Raw genomic sequence first — 15,858 nt, 5'->3', positions numbered from 1 at the left:
TGTGGCCAAGGTCGGGTTGATGCTCCTCACGGACGACGAGCCTGCCGACGTGTGCCGGAAGAGAGCCGAGCTGCCATCGTGGGACCGGCACGCCCTGTCGACGGACAAGGACAACGCTGCAAAGCACCGAGCACCTCTGGGAACAGGTGAAGTGAGCTCGCTGCTCAGCACCAAGCCCATACGCGGGCCAACCAGCGAGGCGGTCGATTCATTGAGACACGAGGGATGAACCGGTACTCACGCGGCATAGCTTTGCTCCTTTGATACTGTATATATTAACAGCATCAGACAAACAGGACTACCAGCCTTTGCGGAGCCTCTGAACTAACGAGACCGGTCCCTCAAATCGACCTCGACGACTCCTATTGCTCGCATGCACTGCAAGAAAAACGTGAACTGAAACTTGCCTCGGCTGATGCGGTTCGCGATGGCCTTTTCGTCGTCGCTTATGCCAAGCATTGCGAGCTGTTTGACAAGTGTCTTGTAGCTGACGTCACGCCTGGCCAGCTCGGCCTTGAGGATGCTTTTCGCCTCTGCTTCCCAGGCTTGCGCGACCGCAGCTTGCCCACGGTGCTTAGCAGATTTTTCTGTTTCAGGAACATATTTGTCGCTCATAAGCGACTTTTGTATCTTTTACGATGCCATTTTTGCGATAAGCATCGTATACGATATTTACACATTTTATTCAATGCATTAGTTTCCCTTCCGTGGAGTTGCTGTCGACCCAAGCGGACGTAGTCCTATACGCGGTGGCTCCTCTTTGTCGAGGGCGGCAGCAACAGGAACTTGGAAACATATGCCGAGAAAGTGGACAGAAGCGAAAGTCGCTTCACTCATCGCAAGCGGGATTGGGGCAGGCAGCGGCCCCGACTACAAGCCGTGGATACACGTGCGCGACATCAGCAGTCAGGGTCGCAAACACCTCGTTCCCGGGACCCGCTTCGGACGGGATGTACACCTGCTCTCAAACATCGAGTACGGCTTGTTTCTCATGCTCGAGTGGTCGGACGCAGTCCTGGACATCAACGAGCAGTTCGCGCTTGACCGTGACCTGACACAGGACGTCGCTCGCAAACTCGGCATCAAACACCCCTACTACCCGGGTACCAACGTACCCACCGTAATGACTGGCGACTTCCTGGTCACTCTTCGCCGTGGAGGACAGACAGTGGTGGAAGCATTCAACGCAAAGTCTGACAGCGACGCGGAAGACGTCCGACAAATGGAGAAACTTGAGATTCAGCGTACCGCACTAGAACTCATGGACGTGAAGCATCACTTGGTATTCGACTCAAGCCTGCCGCAGAAGAAGGTACGTAACCTAGATTTGCTCGAAAGGGCCAGGGTCAAGCCAAACGAAATCGAACCGAACCCAGGCTACTTCGACGAGATGGCTCGTCGGCTGGGTCGACACGCAAACCTCGCTGTATCCGCGTCTCCAAACAAGACTCTCTCACAGGTCTGTGCTGAGTTCGACAACGCGCACGGCGCACCCGAAGGCACGGGGCTGCGCGCCGCGTACATCCTCGCCAAACGTAAGGAGCTGACATTCGACCTCAATAGTGAACATCCAGCGCAGCAGCCTATCGGACGCTTCAAGGTCGAAACCGAGACACAGTTCAAGCGACTCGCAGGAGGTATGCGGTGATTTTCAAGAACGACCTATTCGTCACTGAAGGTACGACCTACCGCCTACTCGAGGCGGACGTTGCCCAAGACCAAGCGTGGGTGATTGACATCAACGACAAGCTTGCTCAACCGCGGTGCGTTGTGTGGTCAACGATTTCAGGGCTTGAATCACAACCGCAAACGAACTCTTTGAACGAAGCGCATGTCTCGAGCGCAGCACTGAGGGCCCGAGACCGCGCAAAGAATGCACTTTGGCCCTTGCTGACGAGGGTGCGGGAGTTGTACGACGAGGGCACGAGGAGCCGCGTATTGCAACAGCACGCAAAAGCGGCAGGGGTCTCCCTACCTAGCCTGTACAAGTGGCTGCGCATGTACTGGCAAGGCGGACAGTGCGAATCGGCACTCTTGCCTGCGTTTTCCCGCTGCGGCAGAACCGAGGGTAGCGTTACAGCCGGTCGCGGGGCACGCCCCGAGAATGGAACCGAGACTTATCAACTGAAGCAGGCAGACCTCGACGTCTTTGAAGCCGTGCTGAAGATGCACTACTTGGACGACGAGAGGATTCTGCTGTCCCAGGCGTACGACTTCCTGCTACGCAACCACTACAACTTCATCGACGGAAATGGCCAGCTGTACTTGCGCGGGCCAGGCAGCAGACCGAGCCTTCGGCAGTTTCGGTACTACTTGAAGACTCACTACGCGCTGGAGGACCTCTTACGTCGCCGCAAAGGCGACAAGGAATTCGAACGTGAACACCGTCCGGTGCTCGGAACGGTCAGTCAGGACTGCCAAGGGGTAGGTGACATTTTTGAGTGCGATGCGACCATTGCAGATGTGTTCCTGGTCGCGATGGATGACGTGCAGAGCATTGTCGGGAAGGCAACCATCTATCTCATCGTGGACCGATTTTCACGTCTCATCACTGGCGTGTACGTTGGATTGGAAAACCCTAGCTGGGTTTGCGCTAAGCAAGCACTTCTCTTCATCAGCAAAGACAAACAGGAGCTGTGCAACGAGTACGGTCTTGAGTATGACCCAGCGGATTGGCCTGCCCACACGGTCTTTCCAGGCAAGGTCCTTGTTGACTTGGGGGAGTGGAACACGAAAGCTGGCGAGCAGTTTGGTAATAGGCTAACGACCAAAGTCCTGTACGTGCCGTCAAAACGTGGGGAGTGGAAGCCTGTGGTCGAGTCTGACTTCAAGCAGGTTCGTACCACCTTGCAGGATGGGACGCCTGGCATGGACCCACCAGAGAACGCCAAGCGTCGCCAAGGTAAGCACTACGAAAAAGACGCATGTTTGAACCTGCACGAGTTCACGCGAGTGATTCTGGCCCTCGTCATCAAACACAACCGCACGCCTGTCGCCGACTACGAGCTCTCGATGGCGGACTTGCGAGAAGGCTTTGTACCAACTCCGATTGCAATATGGAACCGCGACATCGCCAGACGTTCCGGAGTGTTGACTCGATACACCGAAGAACACGTTCGCCAGCAGCTTCTGCCAAGCGGCTCGGCCTCAGTCACAGAACACGGTATCGAGTTCAAAGGGTGTCTTTACACCTGCGACCACGCCTTAGCGAGGGGTTGGTTCACACAGGCACGAAAAAAGCGCTTCAGCGTCGAAGTTCGATACGACCATCGGTTGGTGAACAACATCTATTTGGTGAACCCAAGCGGTAGCGGAAGCCTGGTTCTCTGCCAACTCTCCCCTCGCACTGAAGTGCACCGAGGCAGGTCGTTCGCCGAGGTAGAGGCTTACCAATGGCTACGCAAAAAGTTGGCGCCGGAAGTCACTCAGACTCGGCTACAGGCGACCGCTGACTATCACGCCACTGTGGACCCGACCAACAAGCAAGCCAAAGCTGCTCTCACTGGAGCCAACGTCAAAAAAAGTCGTTCTGCCCGCCGCGCGGACACCAAAGAAGCTCGTGCCCGAGACCTCAGTGCGGAACGTCAGGTGACTGCCGCGCTCGTTAAGCCGCCACCAATGGACACCCCAAGCGCGGAGGTACTGGACCTGGCGCAGTTCAAAGCCAACAAGCCAACTGTTCCGGCGACTACTTCGACTCAATCACATATGGGCAAACAAGCCTCCCTCTCCATCGCCGAACGCACGAAGCTCGCGCGTGAGCGTCTGAAAGATATTGCATGAACGTCCGAGCACAACTCAGTCCGCACTGCGTGGATGCGCGCTACAAGCCAGCCACAGTTCCCCACTTCATGGGAAATCCGCTGATTGAAGCGCTACCCCAAGCCCTCGAGCCCGAGCAAGCGCTGATAGCGTACTCATCTACACCTGCGTTCTGCCCTGAACAGCGAAACCTTTCCGTAGCTGAGCGACTGCAGATGCTCAAGCGCCTGTCGAACTTCATGGTCCCGCTAGAACGACACGTCGCGTTCACATCTGAGCTTGATTCAATGCTACGCAACGGCTACGTCGGTCGGGCACCGGCAACACCGGAGTACGTACGTCGGATGCAATCTCTGTACGAGGCCAGGCAAACGTGCTTCGAGCAAGATGCCAGCGACGACTACGACGCTGAGGGTCAGCAACTCTCCATGCTTTTGATGGGAATCAGCGGCATGGGAAAAACCCGGCTAACCAAGCGATGGGCCGCGCGATTGCCAAAAGTTATCTACCACGAGGAGCTGCACGTTTATCAGATTCCGGTCCTGCACATAGAACTGCCGAGTGACGGTGAATCGCTGACCGGCTTCTGCAACTCAGTATTTCGCGCCATTGACAAGCTCGTGCCAGGCGCGAACTACCTGGATGAGTTCGGAATGAAGGGGCGACCGACCGTGGCAAAGCTCATCCCAAGACTGGAGCGAATTCTGCACATGCACTGTGTCGGCATGCTCATATGCGATGAAGTCCAAAACCTGACGAACAGCGGAAAGACACAGAACACGGTGATGACCGAGCTCGTCACGCTCTCCAATGTCCTGAACTTGCCTATCGTCTTCATCGGCACAAACAAGTCCGAGGACCTCTTTGGTCTTGAGTTTCGGAAGTCGCGCAGAGTCTCTGGCTTTGGCGGAGAGCACTGGGACCGACTCAAAGAGGCAACTATCCTCGAAGACGGCAGAGTTCAGAGTGAGTGGAGAGAGTTCCTCGAAGTGCTCTGGCAATACCAGTGGACGAAGCACCCTGTTCCGCTAACGGAAGAACTCCTCGCCAACATGTATTGGTGCTGTCAGGGCGTGCTCGACACAGCCATCAAGATGTTCGCTGCCATGCAGGCACGCGCGATTCTTGACGGCACCGAGGTGCTCTCAAAAGAATTGATGTTGGACGTCTACAAGCGCGACTTCAAGCTGATGCACCCGATGATGGACGCGCTTCGGAACGATGACCCTGCACAGCTGGCCCTGTACTCTGACATTCGTCCGCTTTCTATGGACACCCTGCTGACAGACATACAGAGCCGTGCCCGCTCTCGTACGAGTAGGGCTTACACAACCAAACCCGATACCCCTGGCTTTGTCGCACAAGTGGCAACAGCACTCGCCGCGAGTGGGTTTGACGCTGCAGAGGCAGTGGGCGCTGCGACGGAGGTCGCGGCTGCAGGAACTGCTAAGAGCCTGATTGAGGCGACTCAGCAAGGCATTGCCAAGCTCACTCCTCGCACAACGCCATCCAAAGCCAAGAATCGCAGCGCGAAAACTAGGGAACAGGCAATGGTCGAGCCAGAACCAACGGGTCGGCCGGGGGACCTTCGGTATGCGGTCAAAGTTGCGCAGTTCAACGGAACCAAGGTTCTCGAGCACTTGCGCACTGAGGGCCTCGTCAGGTCTCTGGAAGAGCTACTCGACGCCACCTGATGCCACTCCTGCCGAAGCCTTATCCAGACGAGGTGGTCGGCAGCATTTTGCTGCGAGGCCGCATTCGCTTTGGACTACCGCTCAAAGCGTTCCTGCGCTGGATACATGGCGTCGACACCAAGCGAACAAGTTGCTCGTTCTTGCTTGACCCAGCAATCTCGAAACTTGCCCCGCTTTGTGGGCTAACCCCCGCTAGATTGCTTTTCGAGCACACGGTTTTTCCATACGTCACTGCGTTCCTGCCTCGACGCGAATCGTTCCGACTGGCGAGGAGACTTGTGGCGAAAAGGGATGTCGAAAGCGCATCCACTGTAGCGATGGTCCAAAACGTGACCCAAATTGTCTCTACGCGTCGGTACTGCCCTGAGTGCCTAGGTGAGGACCAAGAGGTTCATGGAGAGAGCTACTGGCACAGAACTCATCAGCTACCGACCGTGCTCGTCTGCAGCAAACACAAGCGTCGGTTGATTGATTCCGATATCCGCACAGTCATCACGTCCTCTGCAGAATCATTGTTTCTTCCTCAGGATGTAGACCGCTGTGCGGTTAGCGCATGCAGGACGCAACTCAGCGAAGGCGACCTGCTGGCACTCGCACACAAGAGCCAACAATTGTTGTCGAGTCGGCCTAGTGCCCACTGGAGAGCCGACTACGAAATTTCAGCAAGAACTGCCGGCTTTGTGCACCGCAGCGGCATTCTTGCGACTGGAGCCCTGTCGAGCGCAGTGCAGTCTCATTTCGGCGACGACGTGCTCATTCAAATGCGCTCCCCGATGGGGCCTGAAATGCACCGTGCATGGCCAGCTTTGCTGCTACGCCCAGGATGCAAGTCACCAACATCCGTCGTGAGGCACCTACTCCTCGAGGTGTTCCTGCAAGGAGCAACGAAAGCCTCTTCAACTGAGCCAAGAGTAAAGCGACGCACCTATCGTAAGAAGGACTACGGTCTCTTGGACGCGATTGCAGTCAAGCGCATGACAGAGCAACTTGAGCGCGCCAGGAAAGCCAACACTCGTTTGCTAGTGAAGGACTTACTCGAGCGTGCAGGCATCCGTGCAATCTACAAGCACGGCAGCTATAGGTTGCCTCTTTGCAAGGAACTGATACGGGCGTTTCGAGAGTCCTCACAGTCCGAACGGCAGCTCGGAGGACGAGATTTTTGGCGCCAACGCACTCCGTCCAGATGGGGATTGCCGTCGGCTCGACTCAGAAAATCTTCAGCTTCTTCGAACAGCGACAACAGCTGAGCCTGCAATCCATCCCGCGTCTTGACAGGGAGGCGTCGCTTTCAATCAAGGACTTAGTCCTCGTAGATAAAACCATGACCTACACGCCGCTGACTTGCAATAGGAGCGGCATTTGGAGTGGGCAGAAGGCATTGAGGCTCTTGGAGGGCAGCTAGTCGCGGGTGTGGTCACCAATGGCTGTAGAACGCCTGTCAGACCAGAAAAACTTGACCAACGTGGACTCCCCCTTTTCAAGGGGAAGAATATCGTTCTGAAGAACGTGCAGCTGAAAGAGCTTGTTCCAATTTCTGCCGATGAGTACCTATCCGCGCTTGGGTTCGACGCGACCAGTTGCGACACATCTCGACACGTGGTCTATCTCTTGCAATACGGTGCCCTAGAGCTGTACATACCGGCACTGGCACTGATGCGAGGGTTGTTCAGACCGAGTCGAGACCTACTTCCAGAACTTTTCAAACCGCAAGCCTTGGACAGGTTGTGCGTGCCGTGCAAGCACAGCACTGACACGGTCGAGATTGTGGCCAAGTGGACCAATCGGGAAAACCAGGGAAGGCTGGACCCTGCGAACTTGCTGTCGTGGCTTTACTTCAATCCCTCTGCTCGGAAACTCGCGGAGAGTGTTCATCGACATGCAATGCGTGGTCGCCTTGCTTTAGAGTTGCCCGACTTGCGTGTTCACATGTCGGTGCAGGGCAAGACGATGGGGAGCCAGCTTCTGGTTACATGGTGCAACGTGAACCGCATCGAACAAGACATTCTTGATGCTGTTTCTGGCGAGGCTCACGTCAACACTGTGCGAATGTCTTGCACCAGAAAGGAGCGCTCTGTTGCGAAAGCACTTAAGCAGCTACCTCAACCAAAAACGCACCAAAACGGTGCAATCTCTCTCACCGATGAGGAGTGGCCATGCGTGCTTGACGTATTGCAACTGACCCCTCGTGAACTGCGAGTGCGAGCGAACTTGCGACTGATAGTCGACCTCATCCTCACGAAACTGCACACAAACGCGAGGTGGGTCGATATCGAGCACATTGGCGGCATTCCGTATGTGAACGTCATTCGGCACTATTCAAAGCTGGTTCGCACGGGGCGCATGCAAAAGGTGCTCGACCTTCTATCTGAGATGAGAAGCTGACGCTTACTTCAAGGCACTGGGTGTGCTTGAGAAAAAACGGTATGCGCTTGGACGTACCCTCTTGCTTGACGAACGCCCCACTCAGCGGTACGCCTTCGAGTATGTGTTCTCACCGCCAAATTCCTCTTGCGCCCGCCATAGCTGCTCCCGCAAGGGAAGCCGTCGTGGACTTGGCGGCTCTTTCGCGCGAAACGGGCGTGTCCGTGAACGTTCTGCGCACTTTTGCCGCAGTTTCGGACCCCAAGAACAAGAACCTCTTCAGCGCTAACGCCGCTGGCAAGGCTTTCGCAGACGTCAAGGTTCGCGACGTCAAGTTCTAAGCTTCGTAGCCGATGACGACGCGAGCAACAAGCTCGTCAGAGAGTCAGACCCAAGAGACAGACGGATGCTTCGTTGACGAGTCGTGTCGGGTAGCCACTGTGGCATTCAGAAAGGTGGCTCGGGCCAGACGACGAGCAACAAAGAGCTCCTGTCCGCCACCCACGGGCGCCCGGATAAACATAGGAGCATCTTCTTCTTTTCGTCCTCGATGAGCCAGAAGCTCGTGAAACCGCGCAAATGAAGACCCTGAGGCCAAGAAACTCATGGCGCAGCTAGCAAGTTGTGCAGCTGGTTTCAAGGATGGCGGCAGTGCTAAGGCATAGGAGTCAATCACCCGTAGAACGCCGATGGTGAGTCACGTCTGAACGCAGTTTTCGTTCAATCGAAAAATTAGCCTCGTGACCTACGCGGCGCTCACATCCCAACCAGCGCTGAGTTTCTACTGTGTCTGGATTCGCATGAAGCTCTGTAGACGAACCATAAAGCAGCCCATCGAAGGCCTCGACTCGGGTATCAATCAAAGACTTTAATGTCACGCGAAGCGGCGTACATCCGAAAGTCATGCAAGAACTTTAATGTCAGCAAAGTGGTGTGCTGAGAGATATCTCCCTCGATAAACAGGAAATGTCTTTAATGTCATTCTCCAGCTGTCGATGGCGCTCTGGTCGCCCACCACCAGGGCCGCCAGCACGCCGGCGCTGCGCGGATCGGCCACGCGTGCGCGGATGCGTTCGCTCACCGCCTGGCGCGCAGCTTCCAGCCCACAGCCAGCGGCGGCCAGGCGTTGCGGCGCCGGGTCGCGCGGGCCGTTGCGCACATAGCCGGTGGCGCCGATGCCGTTTTCCCACAGCCAGCGTTCGCGGTCGAAACCGTGCGGGTTGGCGTGGCCATGCGGGCTGCGCAGGCGCACCGTCAGGCGCCAGCGTTCACCGGCGCGGGGGGCCGGGCCGGCGTCGGTGGCCGCACCGCGCAGGTACCAGCCCAGTTGCAGGCGCCCGGGCAGCGGCACGGGCTGGCCCAGCCGCTGGGCGGCCTCCACATCCAGCACGAAACGCCAGCCCTCGGCGCTGCGCTGCGGCAGCTCGGCCACCTGGCCGCTGACCTCGATGTCCAGCCCCTGCAGGGCCGGGTCCAGCGCCTGGGCGGCGAAGTGCGCCGCCCGCAGCCCCGTGAACCCGCCGCCGGCCAGGGCGCCGGCCAGCAGCACCACCAGCCACGCCCCGCGCCGCAGCCACCGCGACAGCCCCAGCACCAGCAGCGCCCCGGCCAGCAAGGCCGCCCAGAGGGAGGCCGGCCACAGCACGGTCTGCTGCAACTGCAGGGCCACGCCCAGCACCCAGCCGGGCCACAGGGCCAGCCACCGGCCCGCCGGGCTCATGGCCGGCACGCCACCTGCGCGGCGTAGGGTTTGTCATCATGCAGTGGCGCGGCTCTTGCTAGAGTGTGTCGCAGCCACGCCGTGCGCACGGGCGCCCGCGTCGTCATTGTTGTCCCCCCTGTCGAAAGTCCCCGAGCATGGCCATCCACGTTGCCCTGAGCCACATCACCCATTATCGGTACGACCGTCTGGTCAAACTCGGCCCGCAGGTGGTCCGCCTGCGCCCCGCGCCGCACAGCCGCACCAAGGTGCTGTCGTATTCGCAGCGCATCGAGCCGGCCGGCCATTTCATCAACTGGCAGCAGGACCCGTTCGCCAACTACCAGGCGCGGCTGGTGTTCCCCGAGCCGACCACCGAGTTCAAGGTCACCATCGACCTCGTGGTGGAAATGGCGGTGCACAACCCGTTCGACTTTTTCCTGGAGCCGCGGGCCGAAGAATTCCCCTTCAGCTACGACGCGTCACAACAGCAGGAACTGGCGCCCTACCTGGCCACCGCGCCGCTGACCGATCAGCTCAAGGCCTACCTCGCGAAGGTCGACGTCAAGAAGCGCCGCACCATCGACTTCCTGGTGGACATCAACCAGATGCTCCAGCGCGACATCTCGTACACCATCCGCATGGAGCCGGGCGTGCAGACGCCCGAACAGACGCTCACGCTCAAGAGCGGTTCGTGCCGCGACACGGGCTGGCTGCTGGTGCAGCTGCTGCGCCACCTGGGCCTGGCGGCGCGATTCGTCTCGGGCTACCTGATCCAGCTCGCGCCCGACGTGAAAAGCATCGACGGCCCCAGCGGCCCCGAAAAAGATTTCACCGACCTGCACGCCTGGTGCGAGGTGTTCCTGCCCGGTGCCGGCTGGATCGGGCTGGACCCGACCTCGGGCCTGCTGGCCGGTGAGGGCCACATCCCGCTGGCCTGCACGCCGCAGCCGTCCAGCGCCGCGCCGGTCGAAGGCGGCGTGGACAAGTGCGAGGTGACGTTCAGCCACCACATGTCGGTCACCCGCGTGTACGAATCGCCGCGCGTGACCAAGCCCTACACCGAAGAGCAGTGGGCCGGCGTGGTCGCCCTGGGCCAGCAGGTGGACGCCGACCTCGTCAAGCACGACGTGCGCCTGACCATGGGCGGCGAACCGACCTACGTGGCCACCAGCGACCGCGACGCCGCCGAGTGGAACACCGACGCCCTGGGCCCGACCAAGCGCGGCTACGCCACCGAACTGCTGGGCCGCCTGCGCGAGCGTTATGGCAGCGGCGGCTTTGTGCACATGGGCCAGGGCAAGTGGTACCCGGGCGAACAGCTGCCGCGCTGGGCACTCTCGGTCTTCTGGCGCGCCGACGGCGAGCCCTGCTGGCACAACCCGGCCCTGCTGGCCGACGAACGCGACCCGGCCCACTACAGCGTCGACGACGCCCAGCGCTTCACACAGACGCTGGCGCGCAAGCTCGGCCTGTCCACGCAATACATCACCCCGGGCTACGAAGACACCTGGTACTACCTGTGGCGCGAACGCCGCCTGCCGGTGAACGTGGACCCGTTCGACAGCAAGCTCGACGACGAGCTCGAACGTGCGCGCCTGCGCCGCGTGTTCACGCAGGGGCTGGACGCCACCGTGGGCTTTGTGCTGCCGCTGCAGGCCGACGGTGCCGGCCCGCTGTCGCACGATGGCAAGAGCAGCTACCACCGCGTCAGCGGCACCCAGTGGTCCACCGGGCCCTGGTTCTTCCGCGACGAGCGCATGTACCTGATCCCGGGCGACTCGCCCATGGGCTACCGCCTGCCGCTGGACTCGCTGCCCTGGGTCTCGGCCGGGGACTACCCGTACCACATCGAACAGGACCCGCACACCCCGCGCGAGCCGCTGCCCCGTGGTGCCACCGTGAAACACCAGGTCGCGCCGCACACCATGGGCGGGGGTTTTGCCGAAGGTGGCGTGGTGTCGATGCAAGGGTCTGACTACGGCACCGGCGATGCCGGCGTCGACGGACAGCCCGCTCAGCCCGGCCCCGGCACGGCGCGCGCGCAGGCCCTGCTGGCCCGGGTTCCGCAACGTGGCGAATCGGCCGCCTGGCTGACGCGCACCGCCCTGGTGGTGGAAGCGCGCGACCCGCAGCGCGCCAACGGCCCCAAGGCCGAAAAGGCCAGCGGCGGCAAGGGCCAACACCTGTACGTGTTCATGCCGCCCATGCAGCGGCTCGAAGACTACCTGGACCTGCTCTCAGCCATCGAGGCCACGACCGAACAGCTGGGCATGACGGTGGTGCTCGAAGGCTACCCGCCGCCGCGCGACCCGCGCCTGAAGCTGCTGCAGGTCACCCCCGACCCGGGCGTGATCGAGGTCAACATCCACCCCAGCAGCAGCTGGGACGAACTGGTCGAGCGCACCGAGTTCCTCTACGACGCGGCCTACCAGACGCGCCTGTGCGCCGAGAAGTTCATGACGGACGGCCGCCACACCGGCACCGGCGGCGGCAACCACTTCGTGCTCGGCGGCGCCACGCCGGCGGACTCGCCCTTCCTGCGCAAGCCCGAGCTGCTGGGCAGCCTGGTGGCCTACTGGCACAACCACCCCTCGCTGTCCTACCTGTTCAGCGGTCTGTTCATCGGCCCCACCAGCCAGGCCCCGCGGGTGGACGAAGCGCGCAACGACCAGCTGTACGAGCTGGAGATCGCGCTGGCGCAGATCGAGCAGAACCGCCAGCGCCACGGCCAGGACATGCCCCCCTGGCTGGTGGACCGCACGCTGCGCAACATCCTGATCGATGTCACCGGCAACACCCACCGCAGCGAGTTCTGCATCGACAAGCTGTACTCGCCCGACGGCCCCACCGGCCGCCTGGGCCTGCTGGAACTGCGCGCGTTTGAAATGCCGCCGCACGCCCGCATGAGCATCGCGCAGCAGCTGCTGTTGCGCGCGCTGGTCTCGCGCTTCTGGCAGCAGCCGTTCAACCAGAAACTCACGCGCTGGGGCACCGAACTGCACGACCGCTTCCTGCTGCCGACCTTCATCCGCATGGACTTCGAGGACGTGCTGGCCGACCTGGCCGACTTCGGCTACCCGCTGGACATGGCCTGGTTCGAACCGCACTTCGAGTTCCGCTTCCCGCTGGTGGGCCAGGTGGCCGCGCGCGGCATCGAGCTGACGCTGCGCAGCGCGCTGGAACCCTGGCACGTGATGGGCGAAGAAGGCGCGCCCGGCGGCACCGTGCGCTACGTCGATTCGTCGCTGGAGCGCATCGAGGTGCGCGTGAGCGGCTACAACGACAGCCGCTACGTGATCACCTGCAACGGCCGCGCCGTGCCGCTGCAGCCCACCGGCACCGTGGGCGACTTCGTCTCGGGCGTGCGCTACAAGGCCTGGAGCCCGCCGTCGGCGCTGCACCCGTCGATTCCCTCACACGCACCGCTCACGTTTGACATCGTGGACACCTGGATGCAGCGCTCGCTGGGCGGTTGTCAGTACCACGTGGCCCACCCCGGCGGCCGCAACTACGACACCTTCCCGATCAACGCCTACGAGGCCGAAAGCCGGCGCCTGTCGCGCTTCTTCCAGATGGGCCACACCCCGGGCAAGATGGTCGTGGCGGCCGCCACGCCGAGCCGCGAGTTTCCGTTCACGCTCGACCTGAGGCACTGACGTGCCGACCGCGCGGTGACGGATGCAACAGCCCGATGCCCCGGGGCGCCCACCGAAGGACGCGCCAGGGGCATACTTCCAGCCCGTGACCCCAGAAGCATCCAGAGACTCCCTGTTCGACGAGCTCAGTCCCGAATCGCCCGGTGACTGGGCTTTGTCGCTGTCGATGCCGGCCGACGCCGGCCACCGCGACGAGCTGCGCGACGGCGATGACCCGCAGGCGCTGGCGCCGCACTGGGCGCGCTTTTTCGAGCACGTGGGCACCGAGGGCCTGGCCGACCTGAACCGCCGCGCCGACAACCTGCAGCGCCAGATCCGCGACAACGGCGTCACTTACAACGTCTACGCCGACAGCGCCAAGGGCCTGCAGCGCCCCTGGGCGCTGGACCTGCTGCCCACCATCGTCCCGCCCGAGGACTGGGCGCAGATCGAGGCCGGCGTGCTGCAGCGCGCGCGCCTGCTCAACGCCATGATGGCCGACCTGTACGGCCCGCAGACCCTGCTGCGCCAGGCCATGCTGCCGGCCGCGCTGGTGCAGGGCCACCCGGGTTACCTGCGCGCCATGCAGGGCGTGCAGCCGGTCGGCGGCACCTGGCTGCACATCGTGGCGTTCGACCTGGCCCACGGCCCCGATGGCCGCTGGTGGGTGGTGGGCCAGCGCACGCAGGCACCGTCGGGCCTGGGCTACCTGCTGGAAAACCGCATCGCCATCGCGCGCCAGTTTCCCAAGGCGTTTGCCGGCCTGAAGGTGCAGCGCCTGGCCGCCAGCTACCGCGCGCTCATGGACGGCATCAAGGCCATGGCGCCGCAAGGCGAGAACGCCCGCATCGCCCTGCTGACCCCCGGCCCCTACAACGAAACCTATTTCGAACACGCCTACCTGGCGCGTTACCTCGGCCTCACACTGGTCGAGGGCAGCGACCTGACGGTGCGCGACCAGCGCCTGTACCTCAAGACGCTCAGCGGCCTGGAGCCCGTGCACGCCCTCATCAAGCGGCTGGACGACGAGTGGCTGGACCCGCTGGAGATGCGCGCCGACTCCACCCTCGGCGTGCCCGGCCTGTTGCAGGTGCTGCGCGCGGGCAACCTGCTGCTGGCCAATGCGCCGGGCTCGGCGCCGCTGGAATCGAGCGCGCTGCTGGGCTTTCTGCCCGCCATCAGCCGCCACCTGCTGGGCGAAGAACTGGCCCTGCCCTCGCTGGCCACCTGGTGGTGCGGCGAAGACGCCGCGCTGCGCGAGGTGCTGCCCCTGCTCAAGAGCAGCGTGATCAAGCCGACCTACCCGCGCTCTGGCCTGGACACCGGCATGGGCCAGAGCCTGAGCGCGCGCGAGCTGGACGAATGGTCCGGCCGCATGGCGCGCCACCCCGACGACTACACCGTGCAGGCCTGGCTGCCGCTGGGCCAGACGCCGACCTGGGCCGAGGAACGGTTGGTGTCGCGCTCGTCCATGCTGCGCGTGTTCGCCCTGGCCGACGGCCCGCAGAGCTGGCGCGTGCTGCCCGGCGGCCTGGTGCGGCTGGCGCCGCGCGGGCAGCTGATGGCCAGCATGCAGCGCGGCGGCAGCAGCGCCGACTGCTGGGTGCTCACCGACGGCCCGGTGGACCACACCAGCCTGCTGCAGAGCGCGCCCAGCACCATGGCACTGGCGCACCAGAAGCGCCCGGTCACCAGCCGCGCGGCGGAAAACCTGTTCTGGCTCGGCCGCTACACCGAGCGCGCCGAAAACGCGGTGCGCCTCGCCCAGATCGTGCTCAACCACCTGGGCGGCGAAGAACCCAACTCGAAACCGCTGATGGCCTGGCTCTCGGCCACCGCGCAGGAAAACGCGCTGGTGCTGCCCGACGTGCCGGCGGCGGAACAGGCCTCGCGCGTGTTTGCGCGCTCGCTCATGGCGGGGCTGTCGCCGGCGCCGGGCTCGCCGCTGTACGGCCAGAGCTGCAGCGTCGGCTTCAACCTGCGTGCGCTCAAGTCGGCCGCCTCGCAGGTGCGCGAGCGCCTGTCGCCCGAGAACTGGAACCTGATCGAACGCGTGGAGGCCGAGTTCGCGCGCGACTGCGCCGCGATGGCGGCCGACGCCGAATACGGCACCGCCGAGGCCCTGGCCGCGCTGCAGGGCGCGAGCGAACTGCTCTCGGCCATCACCGGCGCGCAGACCGACCGCATGGTGCGCGACAGCGGCTGGCGCCTGCTGTCCATCGGCCGCCACATCGAACGCATCGCCACGCTGGCGCGCGCGCTGCGGCTGAGCCTGGAAACCGGCTGCCTGCTCGACCCGATCGGCTTCGAGGCGGTGGTCGCCCTGTTCGACAGCACCATCACCTTCCACGCCATGTACCAGCAGCGCCGCGACATGGTGGCCCTGGTGGACCTGCTGGTGATGGACCGCGACAACCCGCGCTCGCTGGCCTGGGTGGTGCAGACCCTGCGCTCGCGCCTGGCCAAGCTGGCGCAGGCCGCCACCGTGCAGGACGCCGTGCTGGCCCAGGGCCTGCCCGACCCCGACACCTGGGTGCTGGCCGAGCTGAGCAACTGGCAGCGCCACGCCAACGGCGAACGCCACTGGGGCGATCTGGAAGCGCTGCTGGACGACTGCGAGGCCGCGTCGGTTCAGCTCTCCGAAGAGATCACCCGCCTGCACTTCAGCCACGCGGACCGCGCCAACAAAACCGTGGGCGGCTGA

At 62.4% G+C, this 15,858-nt stretch carries 9 protein-coding genes; 7 read left to right on the top strand and 2 right to left on the bottom strand.

Going from position 1 to position 15,858, the window contains the following annotated elements; translation table 11 throughout:
- Positions 1 to 324 precede the first annotated feature (324 nt).
- Entirely contained in the window at positions 325 to 615 is a 291-nt protein-coding gene (locus tag RMP09_RS01310; RefSeq protein WP_310564204.1) for a DUF6471 domain-containing protein, read from the bottom strand.
- A 181-nt stretch (positions 616 to 796) separates the two neighbouring features.
- Between RMP09_RS01310 and RMP09_RS01305 the strand changes: the two genes are divergently transcribed.
- The 5 genes from RMP09_RS01305 (at position 797) to RMP09_RS01290 (ending at position 7,838) form a co-directional block, all read left to right on the top strand.
- Entirely contained in the window at positions 797 to 1,648 is an 852-nt protein-coding gene (locus tag RMP09_RS01305; RefSeq protein ID WP_310564203.1) for a TnsA endonuclease N-terminal domain-containing protein, read from the top strand.
- On the top strand, positions 1,645 to 3,783 hold the full coding sequence (locus RMP09_RS01300) for a Mu transposase C-terminal domain-containing protein (protein WP_310564202.1): 2,139 nt from the start codon (positions 1,645 to 1,647) through the stop codon (positions 3,781 to 3,783). Before RMP09_RS01305 ends, RMP09_RS01300 begins: the two co-directional genes overlap by 4 nt.
- The gene (locus RMP09_RS01295) at positions 3,780 to 5,456 is read left to right on the top strand and encodes an ATP-binding protein (RefSeq protein WP_310564201.1); all 1,677 of its coding nucleotides are present in this window, start codon (positions 3,780 to 3,782) and stop codon (positions 5,454 to 5,456) included. The genes RMP09_RS01300 and RMP09_RS01295 overlap by 4 nt, the downstream gene beginning before the upstream one ends.
- Positions 5,456 to 6,703, top strand: coding sequence for a TniQ family protein (locus RMP09_RS24015; protein WP_409559665.1), 1,248 nt, complete (start codon positions 5,456 to 5,458; stop codon positions 6,701 to 6,703). Before RMP09_RS01295 ends, RMP09_RS24015 begins: the two co-directional genes overlap by 1 nt.
- A 112-nt stretch (positions 6,704 to 6,815) precedes the next feature.
- Complete coding sequence (locus tag RMP09_RS01290; RefSeq protein WP_310564200.1) at positions 6,816 to 7,838, top strand: hypothetical protein; 1,023 nt, start codon at positions 6,816 to 6,818, stop codon at positions 7,836 to 7,838.
- 880 nt (positions 7,839 to 8,718) lie between these two features.
- On the opposite strand, the gene RMP09_RS01285 is transcribed toward RMP09_RS01290, so the two are convergent.
- Positions 8,719 to 9,537, bottom strand: a complete 819-nt coding sequence (locus RMP09_RS01285; RefSeq protein ID WP_310564199.1) for a ComEC/Rec2 family competence protein — start codon at positions 9,535 to 9,537, stop codon at positions 8,719 to 8,721.
- Positions 9,538 to 9,674: 137 nt separating this feature from the next.
- Between RMP09_RS01285 and RMP09_RS01280 the strand changes: the two genes are divergently transcribed.
- Both RMP09_RS01280 and RMP09_RS01275 read left to right on the top strand, forming a co-directional pair.
- Positions 9,675 to 13,175, top strand: a complete 3,501-nt coding sequence (locus tag RMP09_RS01280) for a transglutaminase family protein (RefSeq protein WP_310564198.1) — start codon at positions 9,675 to 9,677, stop codon at positions 13,173 to 13,175.
- 22 nt (positions 13,176 to 13,197) lie between these two features.
- Positions 13,198 to 15,858, top strand: a complete 2,661-nt coding sequence (locus RMP09_RS01275; protein ID WP_409559664.1) for a circularly permuted type 2 ATP-grasp protein — start codon at positions 13,198 to 13,200, stop codon at positions 15,856 to 15,858.

Source organism: Hydrogenophaga sp., from assembly GCF_031426985.1.
Taxonomy (GTDB): Bacteria; Pseudomonadota; Gammaproteobacteria; order Burkholderiales; family Burkholderiaceae_C; genus Hydrogenophaga.
The sequence above is the reverse complement of the archived record's forward strand: the minus strand, read 5'-3'. Positions and strand labels throughout refer to the sequence as shown.

Excerpts from the sequence above, each read along its gene's own strand:
- RMP09_RS01295 (WP_310564201.1), top strand. The coding sequence starts at position 3,780 with ATGAACGTCCGAGCACAACTCAGTCCGCACTGCGTGGATGCGCGCTAC.
- RMP09_RS01280 (WP_310564198.1), top strand. The coding sequence starts at position 9,675 with ATGGCCATCCACGTTGCCCTGAGCCACATCACCCATTATCGGTACGAC.
- RMP09_RS01310 (WP_310564204.1), bottom strand. The coding sequence starts at position 615 with ATGAGCGACAAATATGTTCCTGAAACAGAAAAATCTGCTAAGCACCGT.
- RMP09_RS01285 (WP_310564199.1), bottom strand. The coding sequence starts at position 9,537 with ATGAGCCCGGCGGGCCGGTGGCTGGCCCTGTGGCCCGGCTGGGTGCTG.
- RMP09_RS24015 (WP_409559665.1), top strand. The coding sequence starts at position 5,456 with ATGCCACTCCTGCCGAAGCCTTATCCAGACGAGGTGGTCGGCAGCATT.
- RMP09_RS01305 (WP_310564203.1), top strand. The coding sequence starts at position 797 with ATGCCGAGAAAGTGGACAGAAGCGAAAGTCGCTTCACTCATCGCAAGC.
- RMP09_RS01275 (WP_409559664.1), top strand. The coding sequence starts at position 13,198 with ATGCAACAGCCCGATGCCCCGGGGCGCCCACCGAAGGACGCGCCAGGG.